Source organism: Streptomyces sp. TOM-9 (genome assembly GCF_056858595.1).
In genome coordinates this window covers 3,013,263-3,027,082 of the sequence record NZ_JBXEQB010000001.1, presented here as the reverse complement: position 1 = coordinate 3,027,082, position 13,820 = coordinate 3,013,263, and the positions used below count along the sequence as shown (strand labels likewise).

At 72.3% G+C, this 13,820-nt stretch carries 14 protein-coding genes; 8 read left to right on the top strand and 6 right to left on the bottom strand.

All coding sequences use genetic code 11. The features are described from left to right. Positions 1 to 320: 320 nt before the first annotated feature. Positions 321 to 3,482: an isoleucine--tRNA ligase gene (ileS, locus tag AC1VWI_RS14175; RefSeq protein WP_499511354.1), complete on the bottom strand. Its 3,162-nt coding sequence runs from the start codon at positions 3,480 to 3,482 to the stop codon at positions 321 to 323. Positions 3,483 to 4,009: 527 nt separating this feature from the next. Beyond that, entirely contained in the window at positions 4,010 to 4,750 is a 741-nt protein-coding gene (locus tag AC1VWI_RS14170; protein WP_499511353.1) for a hypothetical protein, read from the bottom strand. Between the two features lie 4 nt (positions 4,751 to 4,754). Here AC1VWI_RS14170 and AC1VWI_RS14165 point away from each other — a divergent pair, with 4 nt between their 5' ends. The 5 genes from AC1VWI_RS14165 (at position 4,755) to AC1VWI_RS14145 (ending at position 8,985) form a co-directional block, all read left to right on the top strand. Then, a complete protein-coding gene (locus AC1VWI_RS14165; protein ID WP_499511352.1) occupies positions 4,755 to 5,249 on the top strand; it encodes a TraR/DksA family transcriptional regulator in 495 nt (164 codons plus the stop codon). Between the two features lie 119 nt (positions 5,250 to 5,368). After that, the gene (gene lspA / locus AC1VWI_RS14160; RefSeq protein WP_499511351.1) at positions 5,369 to 5,929 is read left to right on the top strand and encodes a signal peptidase II; all 561 of its coding nucleotides are present in this window, start codon (positions 5,369 to 5,371) and stop codon (positions 5,927 to 5,929) included. 58 nt (positions 5,930 to 5,987) lie between these two features. Then, complete coding sequence (locus tag AC1VWI_RS14155) at positions 5,988 to 6,923, top strand: RluA family pseudouridine synthase (RefSeq protein WP_499516802.1); 936 nt, start codon at positions 5,988 to 5,990, stop codon at positions 6,921 to 6,923. Beyond that, positions 6,916 to 7,353 carry a GNAT family N-acetyltransferase gene (locus AC1VWI_RS14150; protein ID WP_499511350.1) on the top strand — a complete coding sequence of 146 codons (438 nt, stop codon included), beginning with the start codon at positions 6,916 to 6,918 and terminating at the stop codon, positions 7,351 to 7,353. The genes AC1VWI_RS14155 and AC1VWI_RS14150 overlap by 8 nt, the downstream gene beginning before the upstream one ends. A gap of 36 nt (positions 7,354 to 7,389) precedes the next feature. Continuing rightward, the gene (locus AC1VWI_RS14145; protein ID WP_499511349.1) at positions 7,390 to 8,985 is read left to right on the top strand and encodes a Na+/H+ antiporter; all 1,596 of its coding nucleotides are present in this window, start codon (positions 7,390 to 7,392) and stop codon (positions 8,983 to 8,985) included. A gap of 17 nt (positions 8,986 to 9,002) precedes the next feature. Here AC1VWI_RS14145 and AC1VWI_RS14140 read toward each other — a convergent pair whose 3' ends face one another. Beyond that, complete coding sequence (locus AC1VWI_RS14140) at positions 9,003 to 10,106, bottom strand: mechanosensitive ion channel family protein (protein WP_499511348.1); 1,104 nt, start codon at positions 10,104 to 10,106, stop codon at positions 9,003 to 9,005. A gap of 79 nt (positions 10,107 to 10,185) precedes the next feature. Between AC1VWI_RS14140 and AC1VWI_RS14135 the strand changes: the two genes are divergently transcribed. Together AC1VWI_RS14135 and AC1VWI_RS14130 are read left to right on the top strand one after the other, a co-directional pair. Beyond that, complete coding sequence (locus tag AC1VWI_RS14135; protein WP_499511347.1) at positions 10,186 to 10,782, top strand: dienelactone hydrolase family protein; 597 nt, start codon at positions 10,186 to 10,188, stop codon at positions 10,780 to 10,782. A 51-nt stretch (positions 10,783 to 10,833) separates the two neighbouring features. Continuing rightward, entirely contained in the window at positions 10,834 to 11,322 is a 489-nt protein-coding gene (locus AC1VWI_RS14130) for a hypothetical protein (protein ID WP_499511346.1), read from the top strand. On the opposite strand, the gene AC1VWI_RS14125 is transcribed toward AC1VWI_RS14130, so the two are convergent. Together AC1VWI_RS14125 and AC1VWI_RS14120 are read right to left on the bottom strand one after the other, a co-directional pair. After that, positions 11,301 to 11,657, bottom strand: coding sequence for a hypothetical protein (locus AC1VWI_RS14125; RefSeq protein WP_499511345.1), 357 nt, complete (start codon positions 11,655 to 11,657; stop codon positions 11,301 to 11,303). The genes AC1VWI_RS14130 and AC1VWI_RS14125 overlap by 22 nt on opposite strands. A gap of 65 nt (positions 11,658 to 11,722) precedes the next feature. Further along, a complete protein-coding gene (locus AC1VWI_RS14120; protein WP_499511344.1) occupies positions 11,723 to 12,373 on the bottom strand; it encodes a hypothetical protein in 651 nt (216 codons plus the stop codon). A 203-nt stretch (positions 12,374 to 12,576) separates the two neighbouring features. Between AC1VWI_RS14120 and AC1VWI_RS14115 the strand changes: the two genes are divergently transcribed. Continuing rightward, entirely contained in the window at positions 12,577 to 13,182 is a 606-nt protein-coding gene (locus AC1VWI_RS14115) for a helix-turn-helix domain-containing protein (RefSeq protein ID WP_499511343.1), read from the top strand. 160 nt (positions 13,183 to 13,342) lie between these two features. On the opposite strand, the gene AC1VWI_RS14110 is transcribed toward AC1VWI_RS14115, so the two are convergent. Further along, on the bottom strand, positions 13,343 to 13,774 hold the full coding sequence (locus AC1VWI_RS14110) for an SMI1/KNR4 family protein (protein ID WP_499511342.1): 432 nt from the start codon (positions 13,772 to 13,774) through the stop codon (positions 13,343 to 13,345). Between the last annotated feature and the right edge of the window lie 46 nt (positions 13,775 to 13,820).

Genomic DNA, 13,820 nt, shown 5'->3' with positions numbered 1-13,820 from the left:
GTACGCCCCCAGCCTTCGGCCGGGGGGACCCCCACCTCGGCGCTCGCGACGCTGCCCCACGTCATATGGCGCCACGTGCTCCGCTCGTCTCCCCCAGCCTTCGGCTGGGGGAGTGCGCCGGCGCGGCCCCGACCCCACACCAACGGAGCGCAGGCCCGCACTGACCGCGCCGGATGGGGGTCCCCCCGGCCGAAGGCTGGGGGAGGGCGAGCGGCGGGGAAACCCCCAACAGCAACCGCAATGCACCCGCAGACGACGACGCCCTCCGCCCACAGGGAACGTGGGGGGAGGGCGGCGCGTGGGGTGCGGCCCCGCGGGGGTTACCGCTTGCGGAGGTGGAAGGTGAGGCCGAGGGCCTCGTCGGTGAAGGCGGGGCCGTAGCCCTCCTCCGGGGCGCCGGAGGCGAAGTCCGTCGCGAGGACTTCGTCCGCGACGAGCCGCGCGTGCTCCGCGAGGGCTTCCTCCAGTTCCGCGTCCGCCGCGGCCCAGCGCAGCGCGATGCGGTCCGCGACGTCCAAGCCGCTGTTCTTGCGGGCCTCCTGGACGAGCCGGATGACGTCACGGGCCAGGCCCGCGCGGCGCAGCTCCGGGGTGATCTCGAGGTCGAGGGCCACGGTCGCGCCGGAGTCGGACGCGACGGACCAGCCCTCCCGCGGGGTCTCCGTGATGATCACTTCCTCCGCCGACAGGGCGACCGGCTCGCCGTCCACGAGGACCGACGCGTTGCCCTCGCGCAGCGCCAGCGACAGCGCCGCCGCGTCGCACTCGGCGACGGCCTTGGCGACGGCCTGGACGCCCTTGCCGAAGCGCTTGCCCAGCGCGCGGAAGTTGGCCTTGGCCGTGGTGTCGACCAGGGAGCCGCCGACCTCGCTCAGGGATGCCAGGGAGGCGACGTTGAGCTCCTCGGCGATCTGCGCCCGCAGTTCCTCGCCCAGTGCCTCGAAGCCCGAGGCGGCCACCAGGGCACGCGAGAGGGGCTGGCGGGTCTTGACCCCGGACTCGGCGCGCGTGGCGCGGCCCAGCTCCACCAGGCGGCGTACGAGGGCCATCTGGTCGGACAGGACGGGGTCGACCAGGGCCTCGTCCACCGTGGGCCAGCCGGCCAGGTGCACCGACCCGGGGGCGCCCGGGGTGACCGGGACGACCAGGTCCTGCCAGACGCGCTCGGTGATGAACGGCACCAGCGGCGCCATCAGCCGGGTCACCGTCTCGACGACGTCGTGCAGGGTGCGCAGCGCCGCCTTGTCGCCCTGCCAGAAGCGGCGCCGCGAGCGGCGCACGTACCAGTTGGACAGGTCGTCGACGAAGGACGAGAGCAGTTTGCCCGCGCGCTGGGTGTCGTACGACTCCAGGGCGTCGGTGACGTCCCGCACGAGCGCGCCCAGCTCGCCCAGCAGCCAGCGGTCCAGCAGCGGGCGGTCGGCCGGGGCCGGGTCGGCCTCGCCCGGAGCCCAGCCGGAGGTGCGGGCGTACAGGGCCTGGAAGGCGACCGTGTTCCAGTACGTCAGGAGGGTCTTGCGGACGACCTCCTGGATCGTGCCGTGGCCGACCCGGCGGGCCGCCCAGGGCGAGCCGCCGGCCGCCATGAACCAGCGCACGGCGTCGGCGCCGTGCTGGTCCATGAGCGGGATGGGCTGGAGGATGTTGCCCAGGTGCTTGGACATCTTCCGGCCGTCCTCGGCGAGGATGTGGCCCAGGCAGACCACGTTCTCGTAGGCGTTCCGGTCGAAGACCAGGGTGCCGACCGCCATCAGCGTGTAGAACCAGCCGCGGGTCTGGTCGATCGCCTCGGAGATGAACTGGGCCGGGTAGGTGCCCTCGAAGAGCTCCTTGTTCCGGTACGGGTAGCCCCACTGCGCGAACGGCATGGAGCCCGAGTCGTACCAGGCGTCGATGACCTCGGGCACGCGCACGGCCTCGGCGGAGCACTGCGGGCACGCGAAGGTGACGTCGTCGATGAAGGGCCGGTGCGGGTCGAGGCCGGTCTGGTCGGTGCCGGTCAGCTCCGACAGCTCGGACAGCGAGCCGACGCAGGTGAGGTGGCCCTCCTCGCAGCGCCAGATGGGCAGCGGCGTGCCCCAGTAGCGGTTGCGGGACAGCGCCCAGTCGATGTTGTTGTTGAGCCAGTCGCCGAAGCGGCCGTGCTTGACCGCCTCCGGGTACCAGTTGGTGCGCTCGTTCTCGCGGAGCAGGGCGTCCTTGACCGCGGTCGTGCGGATGTACCAGGACGGCTGCGCGTAGTAGAGCAGCGCGGTGTGGCAGCGCCAGCAGTGCGGGTAGCTGTGCTCGTACGGCAGGTGCCGGAAGAGCAGCCCGCGCGCCTGCAGATCGTCGACGAGGGCCTCGTCGGCCTTCTTGAAGAACTGGCCGCCGACGAGCCCCAGGTCCTCCTCGAAGGTGCCGTCGGGGCGCACCGGGTTGACCACGGGCAGGCCGTAGGCGCGGCAGGTCTTGAGGTCGTCCTCACCGAAGGCGGGCGCCTGGTGGACCAGGCCGGTGCCGTCCTCGGTCGTCACGTACTCGGCGTTGACGACGAAGTGCGCGCCCTCCATCTCCACCAGGTCGAAGGGCCGTTCGTACGTCCAGCGCTCCATCTCGCGGCCGGTGAAGCTCTGCCCGGTGGCCTCCCAGCCTCCCCCTGGGCCTGACGGCCCGGGAGGTGCCCCCACGCCGAGCGCCTTGCCGAGCAGCGGCTCGGCGACGAGCAGCTTCTCCCGGCCGTCGGTGGCGACGACGTAGGTGACGTCGGGGTGGGCGGCGACCGCGGTGTTGGAGACCAGCGTCCAGGGGGTGGTCGTCCACACCAGGAGCGCGGCCTCGCCCGCGAGCGGGCCGGAGGTGAGCGGGAAGCGCACGTAGACCGAGGGGTCGACCACGGTCTCGTAGCCCTGCGCCAGCTCGTGGTCGGACAGGCCCGTGCCGCAGCGCGGGCACCAGGGCGCGACGCGGTGGTCCTGGACCAGCAGGCCCTTGTCGAAGATCTGCTTCAGCGACCACCAGACGGACTCGATGTACTCCGGGTCCATCGTCCGGTAGGCGTCGTCGAGGTCCACCCAGTACCCCATGCGGGTGGTCAGCTCGGCGAAGGCGTCGGTGTGCCGGGTCACGGACTCGCGGCACTTGGCGTTGAACTCGGCGATGCCGTACGCCTCGATGTCCTTCTTGCCGGAGAAACCCAGCTCCTTCTCGACGGCGAGCTCGACCGGCAGGCCGTGGCAGTCCCAGCCGGCCTTGCGGGTCACGTGGTGGCCCTGCATCGTCTTGAAGCGCGGGAAGACGTCCTTGAAGACGCGGGCCTCGATGTGGTGCGCGCCGGGCATGCCGTTGGCGGTGGGCGGGCCCTCGTAGAAGACCCATTCGGGCTTGCCCTCGGTCTGTTCGAGGGAGCGGGCGAAGACCTTGTTCTCCTGCCAGAACGCGAGCACCTCGTGCTCGAGCGCGGGCAGGTCGACCTGGGCGGGGACCTGGCGGTACTGCGTCATCGGACTGCCTCCGGCGGACACGTCGCGTGCGTATTCCGTCGGAGGGACGAGAGCACGTGCTGTGACTGCTCCCGCGGTACCACCCTCCTTGGCTGCGGACGGGCCCTCGCGGGCTCGCTCCGCAACCCCCTCATTGGGGTCGCGCTACCGGGTCTACTCGCCCTCGCAGGCTTTCTTCCGGCGGCTCCGGGGTGATCTTCACGTCGCGCACACCCCCGGGCTTCCACCGTCCCCGGGTCGCTATGGGCTGCGTACGGCGCTACTCGTCCCCTTCCACGCCTTTCGCTCCGCCCAGTGTAAGGGGCCGCGGGGTGCCGTGTCGGCCGGGTTTCCGCGGGGAGCGGGTGTGACCCGAATGGCCCGGTCCGCACCCTGTTACCCGTTGGTACCGGAATACCTCGTGGAGAGCTGGGCACAACGGATGCAGACCTGCCTCCCGACCCGGCGCGGCAGGCGGATCAGGCGGCGTGCCCCGTTGCCGTGGGTCCGGAGTCGATTTATCGTTCCGGCACGATTCGCGAGCAAGATCACAATATGTGAAGGGGCTCGGCCATGGTGGGGAAGAAGACCACCGTCACGAAGAAGACGACGGCGAAGAAGACGGCACCGGCGGCCGCCTCCGCGGCCCGCAGGAGCGCCGCGCCCACCGCGCGGAAGGCGGCGGCCAAGCGCCCCACCAGGGCCGCGTCCCCCGTTCGCAGCGACACCGCCACGGCCGGCGAAGGAGCGGCCGAGGGGAAGCGGACCCCCGCGAAGCGGGTGGTCCCTCGTACGTCCGCGCCGCCGCAGAAGGCGGCGCCGGCCACCAGGACGACCGCGAAGAAGGCCGCGGCCGGGAAGAAGGCGCCCGCGAAGAAGGCTGTCGTACGCAAGGCGGCACCCGCCGCGAAGAAGGCCGCGGCGCCCGCCGCGGGGAAGACCGCGGCCAAGGCCGCAGGAAAGAAGGCGGCCGTGGCGGAGGAGACGACGACCAAGGCGGCGTCCACACGGAAGACCGCGGGACGTACCGCGAGGAAGACCGCGCCTCCCGCCAAGAAGGCGGTCACGGCGGCGGAGAAGCCCGCGAAGGCGCCGGCCGCGGCGAAGAAGGCCGCACCGGCGAAGAAGGCCGCGCCCGCGGGGAAGGCCGCAAAGACGTCCAAGACCGCCAAGACCGCCGGTACGGCCGCGACGGCCGCACCCGCGAGGACCGCGAAGACCGGCACGACCCCCGCCCGAGCGGCGGCGAAGACCACGAGGGCCACGAAGGCCACGAAGACGGGAGCCAAGACGGTGGCAGCGAAGAAGACGGCGGCCGGTACGGCCGCGGCAGGGGCGTCCGCCTCCGCGGTCCCCACGGCCCGCATCGCCGAGGCGGCGGGTGTCGTCGCCGCGGGCGACCTGGCCGTACGGCCCGACGAGGAGCCGTGGTCCGAGGAGGAGGTGGACGCGGCGCGCGCCGAGCTGCTGGCCGAGATGGACCGGCTGCGGTCCGAGATCTCCACCTCCGAGGACGCCATCACCGGGCTGCTGCGCGACTCGGGCGACGGCGCCGGCGACGACCAGGCCGACACCGGCACCAAGAACATCACGCGCGAGCACGAGATGGCGCTGACCGCCAACGCCCGCGAGATGCTCGCGCAGACCGAGCACGCGCTGGAGCGGCTGGACTCCGGCACGTACGGGCTCTGCGAGTCCTGCGGCAAGCCGATCGGCAAGGCGCGGATGCAGGCCTTCCCCCGTGCGACGCTGTGCGTGGACTGCAAGCAGCGCCAGGAACGCCACTGACCGCGGACACGGGGAATCGCGGGGCCCGAACCCCCGCAGCCCCGCTGTTCGGACGTGTGTGCCGTAACCTCGTCTGCGTCAGGATCCGGACTGGCGCAGATCAGGGCTGAAGGACTCACATGGCGAAGGCACAGGAGACCGCGGCGGACACGGCCGAGGAGCCGCCCGGCGGTACGGACGAGGTCACCGGCAAGGGGCCGCGGCGGATCGCCGTGCTGCTCGGCGTCGCGGCGCTCGCGTACGTCCTCGACCTGCTCTCCAAGATCTGGGTGGTGACCAGCCTCGAGGGGCACGAGCCCATCGACGTGTTCGGCAGCTACCTGCGCCTGGAGGCGGTGCGCAACGCCGGCGCGGCCTTCGGCTTCGGCCAGGGCATGACCATCGTCTTCACGGTGATCGCGGTCACGGTGATCGTGGTGATCGCCAGGATCGCCCGCAAGCTGCACAGCGTGCCGTGGGCGATCGCGCTGGGGCTGCTGCTCGGGGGTGCCTTCGGCAACCTCACGGACCGGGTGTTCCGCGCGCCGGGCTTCCTGCAGGGGCACGTGGTCGACTTCATCGCGCCGACCCACTTCGCGGTCTTCAACCTGGCCGACTCGGCGATCGTGTGCGGCGGCATCCTGATCGTCCTGCTGTCCTTCCGCGGTCTCGACCCGGACGGAACCGTCCACAAGGACTGAGCCGGGACCGGGGCGGCGGAGGACGGCCCGCGGATCCGGCATACTCGATCAGGTGAGTATGCCTGCCGAAGTTCGATCCCTCCCCGTCCCCGATGGTCTCGAGGGCGAGCGCGTCGACGCCGCCATCGCCCGCATGTTCGGTTTCTCGCGGACCAAGGCGGCCGAACTGGCCGCCGCCGGGAAGGTGACGATCGACGGCAGCGAGGCCGCCAAGTCCGACCGGGTGTCGGGCGGTGCCTGGCTCGAGGTCGAGATGCCCGCGCCGCCGCGCCCGGTGGAGGTCGTCGCCGAGCCGGTGCCCGGCATGCGGATCGTCCACGACGACGAGCACGTGGTCGTGATCGACAAGCCCGTTGGCGTGGCCGCGCACCCCAGCCCCGGCTGGACCGGTACCACGGTCATCGGCGGCCTGGCGGCCGCCGGCTACCGGATCTCCACCTCCGGCGCCGCCGAGCGCCAGGGCATCGTCCACCGGCTCGACGTCGGCACCTCGGGGCTGATGGCCGTCGCCAAGTCGGAGATCGCGTACAGCGACCTCAAGCAGCAGTTCCGGGAGCGCACCGTCGACAAGCGCTACCACGCGCTGGTCCAGGGCCATCCGGACCCGCTCAGCGGCACCATCGACGCGCCGATCGGCCGCCACCCGAACCACGACTACAAGTGGGCCGTGACCGCCGACGGCAAGCCCAGCGTCACGCACTACGACCTCGTCGAGGCGTTCCGCGCGGCCTCCCTGCTCGACATCAAGCTGGAGACCGGCCGCACCCACCAGATCCGGGTCCACATGGCCGCCCACCGCCACCCCTGCGTCGGCGACCTGACCTACGGGGCGGACCCCACCCTCGCCAAACGGCTGAAGATCACCCGCCAGTGGCTGCACGCCGTCCGCCTGGGCTTCTCCCACCCCGAGGACGGCCGCTGGGTGGAGTTCGAGAGCTCCTACCCCGACGACCTGCAGTACGCCCTCGACGCCGTGCGAGCCGACAGTGCCTGAGACCTACGAGGTCCGGGTCGCCACCGAACCGGACGACCTGAAGGCGTACTACGCGGTGCGGCACGAGGTTTTCGTCGTCGAGCAGAAGGTCCCCGCCGAGCTGGAGTACGACGCCCACGACGCCGACGCCGTGCACGTCCTGGCCACCGGCCCCGGGGGCGGCCTCGGCGCGGGCCGGCTGCTCCTCGGCGAGGACGGCACCGGCATCCTCGGTCGGCTTGCCGTGACCGGCGCGTCCCGCGGGCTGGGCATCGGCGTGGCCCTGGTGCACGCCATCGAGGTTGAGGCCCGGCGGCACGGCCTGTCCGCCGTCGAGCTGCACGCCCAGTCCCACGCCGTCGGCTTCTACGAGCGCCTGGGCTACACGTCCTTCGGCGAGGAGTACGAGGAGGCGGGCATCCCGCACCTGTCGATGAGGCGCGTGCTCTGACCGGGCCGGAGGCGGCCGACATGCCACGCTAGGGGTGTGGATCAACTCGCGCTGTTCTTCGCCCTGATGCTGGCGGCCATCGTCATGGTGCCGCTGGGCGACCGGATGGGGCTGCCATCGCCCGTGCTGATGACACTGCTCGGGGTCGTGCTGGCCCTCCTGCCGTTCGTGCCGAACGTCGAGATCAACCCCGAGCTCATCCTGCCGCTCGTGCTGCCGCCGCTGCTCTACGCCTCCGTACAGCGCACGTCCTGGCGGCAGTTCGCCGTCAACAAGAAGGCCATCTTCCTGCTGGCCGTCGCACTGGTGCTGATCACCACCGCGGCGGTGGGCGCCATCGCCAACGCCGTCGTCCCCGGCATCTCGCTGGCCGCCGCCCTCGCGCTCGGCGCGCTGGTCGCCCCACCCGACCCGGTGGCCGCTACCGCCGTTGCCGGGCGCCTCGGCCTGCCGCGCCGCATGGTGTCGACCCTGGAGGGCGAGGGGCTGTTCAACGACGTCACCGCGATCGTCGTCTACAACGTCGCCGTCGCCGCGGCCGTGACCGGCTCCTTCTCCTGGCCGGAGGCGCTCGGCGAACTCCTGCTGTCGGCGGTGGTCGCGGTGGGCGTCGGCGTCGTGCTCGGCTGGACCGCATCCAAACTGATGGGCGTCGTGGGGGATCCGACCCTGCAGATCGGGCTCTCGCTGCTCGTCCCGTTCGCCTCGTACGCGATCGCCGACGAGGCGCACGGCTCCGGCGTCCTCGCGGTGCTCACCACCGCGCTGTTCCTCGCCGAACACGCCCGCGACGCCGACGACGTGACCGGGCGACTGGTCGGTGCCACCTTCTGGGAGGTCGTCGACACGCTCGTCACCGGCGTCGCCTTCGGCCTGATCGGCCTGGAGCTGCACAACGTCTTCGGCGTCGGCGCCGGCCGCTGGGGCACGATGCTGAGTCACGCGGCGATCGTCGTCGGCGCGGTCGTCCTCGTACGGCTGGCCTACCTGATGCCGGCCGCCGCGGTGACCAGACGGCTGCACAAGCGGCGCGACCTCGACGAGGACATCCCGATGTCCTGGCGGGAGACCGTCGTCATGTGGTGGGCCGGCATGCGCGGTGTGGCGTCCGTCGCCCTGGCGCTGGCCATCCCGCACACCACGGAGGCCGGCGAGGCCTTCCCGGCGCGTGACGAGATCCTCTTCATCGCCTTCTCCGTCGTCCTCACCACCCTCGTGCTGCAGGGCCTCACCCTTCCGCAGGTCGTCAAGCGGCTCGGGGTCAGCAGCGACACCCAGGTGGAGCACGACATGGAGATGCTGCTCGCACTGCGCGCCATGGCCGCCGCCAAGCAGCGGCTGAAGGAGGTCGAGGCGACCGAGGACTTCTCCGAGGAGGTCTCCGAACTCCTGCACCGCCGCGCCTTCGACGTCGGGGCCCGGATCTGCCCCGACATCGTCGACGACGAGAAGCGCGAGCGGCACACCGCCCGCGTGCGCCGCATCAGGACCGTCGAGCGCGTCCAGCGCGACATGCTCTCCGCCGCCCGGCACGAGGTCCTCGCCGCCCGCAGCGAGCCCGGCTACGACCCCGAGATCGTCGACCGGGTGCTGCGCCAGCTCGACGTGCGCAGCCTGCGCGTGTCCCGGTAGCCGGCCCGGCGCGTTGCCTAGCGGGATCCGGGGCCGGGACCGATGTCCTCGGCCCCGGGCGCGGCCTGCTCCCGGTCCGGGGCCTCGGCCAGGCCGGGGGCGGTGGCGGTGTTGATGCGCGGCAGCGCGTACGGGTGCTCGCGGCGCAGCCAGTCGATCATCTGCTCCCGCACCACGCAGCGCACCGTCCAGATGTCGTCCGCGTCCTTCGCCGTGGCCAGGGCCCGCACCTCGATCGTGGACGGGGTGGCGTCCGTCACCACCAGGCCCCAGGCCCGGCCGTCCCACTGCTCGCACTCCTTGAGGACGTCGTGGAGGTGTCCGCGCATCAGGTCGACGGGTGTGGCGTGGTCCAGGTGGAAGTAGACGGTGCCGGTCATCCGGGCGTTGCCGCGGGACCAGTTCTCGAAGGGCTTGCTGGTGAAGTACGAGACCGGCATGGTGATCCGCCGCTCGTCCCAGGTACGGACCACCAGGTAGGTGAGGGTGATCTCCTCCACCGTCCCCCACTCGCCCTCCACGACCACCGCGTCGCCGATCCGGACCATGTCACCGAAGGCGATCTGCAGCCCCGCGAAGAGGTTGCCCAGCGTCGACTGGGCGGCGATGCCGGCGACGATGCCGATCACCCCCGCGGAGGCCAGCATCGAGGCGCCGAAGCCGCGCATCGCCGGGAAGGTCAGCAGCATGGCCGCCACCGCGACCACGCCGACGACCGCGGTGACCACCCGCTGGATCAGGCTCACCTGCGTCCGCACCCGCCGCACCCGCGCCGCGTCCTGGGCGGCGGAGGCGTAGCGCGAGTAGGACGCCTCCACGACGGCCGCCGCGACTCTGACGACCAGCCAGGCACAGGCCCCGATCAGCACCAGCGTCAGCACCTGCCCGATCCCGCGGGTGTGTCCGCGGGCCAGGTGCGCCTGTTCGTACGAGCCGCGCAGCAGCGAACTGCAGATCACCAGCTGGAGCGCCAGCCGGGCGCGGCGCAGCAGGTTCCACAGCGGGGTCTCCGGGTGCCGGGCGTCCGCACGGCGCAGCGCGTGGTCCACGGCCCAGCCCACGGCGAGCGTGACGACGAGGGAGCCGCCCACCACGCCGAGCGGTCGTATGACGGAATCCATGTCTTCGACGGTAACGGGCATGATGGAGCCCGTACCCGACCGTGCGCCGATCATGGGAAGTGAAATTGTGAGCTCGGGCATGACCATCGTGCTGTTCCACTCGGCCTACGGACTCCGTCCCGCCGTGCACGCCGCCGCCGACCGGCTGCGCGCGGCCGGCCACGAGGTGCACGTGCCCGACCTCTACGAGGGCCGCACCGCGGACACCGTCGAGCAGGGCATGGCCATCAAGGACGAGATCGGCCGCGACGAACTGCTGATGCGCGCCGTCACCGTCTCCGGCCCGCTCTCCGGCCGCGGCCTGGTCTACGCCGGGTTCTCGCTGGGCGGTTCCATCGCGCAGAACCTCGCCCTCGCCGACGACAGGGCCCGCGGCCTCCTGCTGCTGCACGGCACCTCCGACATCGCCGACGACGCGGCCACCGACATCCCCGTCCAACTGCACGTCGCCGAGCCCGACCCCTTCGAGCCCGACGACTGGCTGAACGCCTGGTACCTGCGCATGCGCAAGGCGGGCGCCGACGTGGAGATCCACCGCTACCGGGGCGCCGGACACCTCTTCACCGACCCGGACCTCGACGACTACGACGCGGAGGCGGCCGAGCAGACGTGGGCGGTCGCCCTGGACTTCCTCGCCGACCTCGCGGCGGAGACCGGGACGGCGGGGGAGGCGTAACGCCGTTGTGGACGGGGGTCGTTGTCAGTGCCCGCTGAGATCATCGGGGACATGGGTGTTCTCTACGGGTACTACTCCGCCGCCGACGACAAGGACGCCGCACGCGCCGTGGTCCGGGAGTTCCGTGAGCTGTGCGAGTTCCGCGGGCCTCGCGAGTTCCGCGAGGCCGACGGCGACGGTCGCGACGAGCACGTGACCCAGGGCATAGACCCGGTCGTGGAGTTGCTCCCCGCGGAGGTGCTCATCACCGGCCGCGCCCCCGAGGACGTGCGCTCCGACCCGCGCCGCGGCGCCCTGGTGGGCGTGGCCGGCGAGGGCAGGGTGGTCGCCGTCTCCCTCACCGACAGTTTCCGCGACGCCCTCGCCGCCTTCGACGCGGACCTGCTGGACGATGTGGCCATGGGGTGGTCCCGCACCTCCGGAGGTCTCCACGGCGTCCACGGCCCGGACGTCCTCGGGCTGTTCCTCAAGGAACTCGCCGGGCTGGCCGGCCGTGCGGCGGCGGGCGGACGGCGCCTCTACTGCTGGATCCGCCCCTGAGCGAAGGCGGCCCGGCGCGGCCCGGCGGCCGCGGCGAGCAGCAGGAGCGCGGCCGAGGGCAGGAACACGTACATCGCCGGCACCGCGCCGATGACGGACCAGGTGACCAGCGCCAGCGCGATGACGACGCAGGCCCGGGCGAACACCCTGGGGAACCGCCCCAGGAGCGGTGGCAGCGCCAGCGGCACCACGGACAGCACGAAGAAGCCCCCGTAGTAGCTGTCCAGCCCGAAGAGCAGCCCGGGCACGGCCGCGGCCAACGCCCCCACCGCGAGCACCCACTGCCGCCGCCCGATCCCCGCCCGCGCCTGCGGCCGCCCCGCCTCAGCCTTCATGGCCGCCCCTTCCCCCTGGCGAACAGCACTTTGAACGCGTTCAACCTAGCGGATCGAGACACGGCTCAGTACCAGCGGCTGAACGCGGCGGCACCGAGGCCGGATCGGGCGGCGTGACGCAGCACACGCAAGGGGGCGTCGAGCAGCTCGGCCCCGTCGAACTCCGGGACGTCGCCCATACCGCGCATCCAGTCGGCCACGCGGGAAAGGACCGCGTCCCGCCGGGCGCCGGACACGTCCAGGGCCCGCACGACCCGGGGGAGCGCCGCCGCGACCTCGTCGTGGGTCAGCAGGAACTCGCCGAACCTGCCGGGCAGCAGGGCCGAAGCCTCCGCGCCGAGACCGTGCAGCAGGGCCGCGGCCGGGCTCGCCTTACGGGCGACGGCGGCGAACGGGCCGTCGCCTCCGGTCGTCGGCATGAGCTCCATGAGCTCGTCCTGAAGGGTCAGCGCGGGCTCGTCGTCGGGGGCGGTGTTGCAGTGGACGAGTTCGGCGAACCGCAGCGCGGCCGGGGTGGGGCACACGTCACCTGAGCCGTCCGCGATGTCCTCGAAGAAGCGCTCCTCGTCACCGCCGCCCGACCACCAGGCGAGCGCCTGCGCGTGCTCCGGCGGCAGGTCCTCGTCCCCGGCGCCGCGCCGGGCCGCGCGCCCGGACAACGCCCGTGCCTCGTCGTCGGGGACGGCCCCGACCACCCAGACGCCCATCACGCTCACGGCCCCCACCTCCCGGTTCGATCCCGACCGTATCCGGGGGCCCGGAGGGGGCTTGGCAGGGGCGTCACATCGTGGATGACGGTCGGCACGGCGCCTCGGCCCGGCGGCGCCACCGCCGATCGCCGCGACGGCGTGCGCGTGCTCGTTCCGCGCGACGGCAACGTCCGTTGCCGTTCCGGGGACGGCCGGGGTGGAATGGGCGGATGGAAGACCTGTCCTCGATCGCCGCCGCCCTGGCGGAGGTCGGCCCCCGCCTCAAACGCCTGCGCACGCAGCGGGGCGTCACGCTGGCCGCGCTGTCCGAGTCCACGGGCATCTCCACGAGCACCCTGTCCCGCCTGGAGACCGGCGGGCGCCGCCCCAGCCTCGAACTCCTCCTCCCGATCGCCCGGGCGCACCGCGTGCCGCTGGACGAACTGGTCGGCGCCCCCGAGGCCGGCGACCCCCGGGTACGCCTCAAGCCCCGCCGCGTGAACGGCCGCACCGTGCTGCCGCTGACCCGGCAGCCGGGTTCGCCGCAGGCATGGAAGGTCGTCATCCCGGCGGGCCAGTGCGAGCCCGACCTCCGCGTCCACGAGGGCTACGAGTGGCTGTACGTGCTCTCCGGACGCCTCCGCCTCCTGCTGGGCGACCGCGAGGTCGTCCTCGGCGTCGGCGAGGCCGCCGAGTTCGACACCCGGATGCCGCACTGGTTCGGCAGCGCCGGCGACCAACCCGTCGAGATCCTCAGCCTCTTCGGCCGCCAGGGCGAGCGCATGCACGTCCGCGCCAGGTCCAGCCGGGGGAAGGGGAGCGGCGGTGCCGGTTGAGGACGACCTGGTTGATCGCGCTTTTCCCGTCGCAGTAACGCAGTAACCTCCGTCCGGAACGGGGGAGACGGGTGGGGACGGTGCCGACGCCGCCTGCGCGCGGCCGTCGCGCAGCCGCCCGCACTTGCCGGTCGGCCACAAGGCCCCTTCGCCTGACCGGCTACCGGTACCAGTCGCCGCCATCGGCGAGGGCCCGCCGCAGATAATCGTCCAGCTCCCGCGCAGCCCACAGCCGACTGTCGTCCTCGTGGTCCCACACGAAGATGTCCGGACGCTTGGGCGTCTGCACGAAGGCGAACTGGTCACCCCCGCCGTTGTCACCGAAGAACAGCAGGGCGTCGAAGGGCATGTACAGGCCAGGGAACGCATCGGGGGACCAGAACAGCAGATTCTGTTCCACGATCCGATGCAGGGACCAGACGACGTCCTTGCCGTAGGTGCCGACCATCCCGTCGGCCTCCAGCAGCAGGGCGGTCAACTGCGCGGGCAGGGCCCGCCCCAGACGCTGCTCGGCCTCGGCGAGGGCCGCCCGGTCAACCGGTGGTCGAAATGTGACGTCGGGCAGGACCTCGGCAGCGGTTTCTTTCCACATCGGTGCAGCATATGCGGCGGGCTGGTCAACCGGTCAGTACCTGGGG

Bases quoted from the DNA above. Each gene is read 5' to 3' on its own strand.
- ileS (WP_499511354.1), bottom strand. From the start codon at position 3,482: ATGACGCAGTACCGCCAGGTCCCCGCCCAGGTCGACCTGCCCGCGCTC.
- lspA (WP_499511351.1), top strand. From the start codon at position 5,369: ATGGCGAAGGCACAGGAGACCGCGGCGGACACGGCCGAGGAGCCGCCC.
- AC1VWI_RS14155 (WP_499516802.1), top strand. From the start codon at position 5,988: ATGCCTGCCGAAGTTCGATCCCTCCCCGTCCCCGATGGTCTCGAGGGC.
- AC1VWI_RS14140 (WP_499511348.1), bottom strand. From the start codon at position 10,106: ATGGATTCCGTCATACGACCGCTCGGCGTGGTGGGCGGCTCCCTCGTC.
- AC1VWI_RS14135 (WP_499511347.1), top strand. From the start codon at position 10,186: ATGACCATCGTGCTGTTCCACTCGGCCTACGGACTCCGTCCCGCCGTG.
- AC1VWI_RS14130 (WP_499511346.1), top strand. From the start codon at position 10,834: ATGGGTGTTCTCTACGGGTACTACTCCGCCGCCGACGACAAGGACGCC.
- AC1VWI_RS14125 (WP_499511345.1), bottom strand. From the start codon at position 11,657: ATGAAGGCTGAGGCGGGGCGGCCGCAGGCGCGGGCGGGGATCGGGCGG.
- AC1VWI_RS14115 (WP_499511343.1), top strand. From the start codon at position 12,577: ATGGAAGACCTGTCCTCGATCGCCGCCGCCCTGGCGGAGGTCGGCCCC.
- AC1VWI_RS14110 (WP_499511342.1), bottom strand. From the start codon at position 13,774: ATGTGGAAAGAAACCGCTGCCGAGGTCCTGCCCGACGTCACATTTCGA.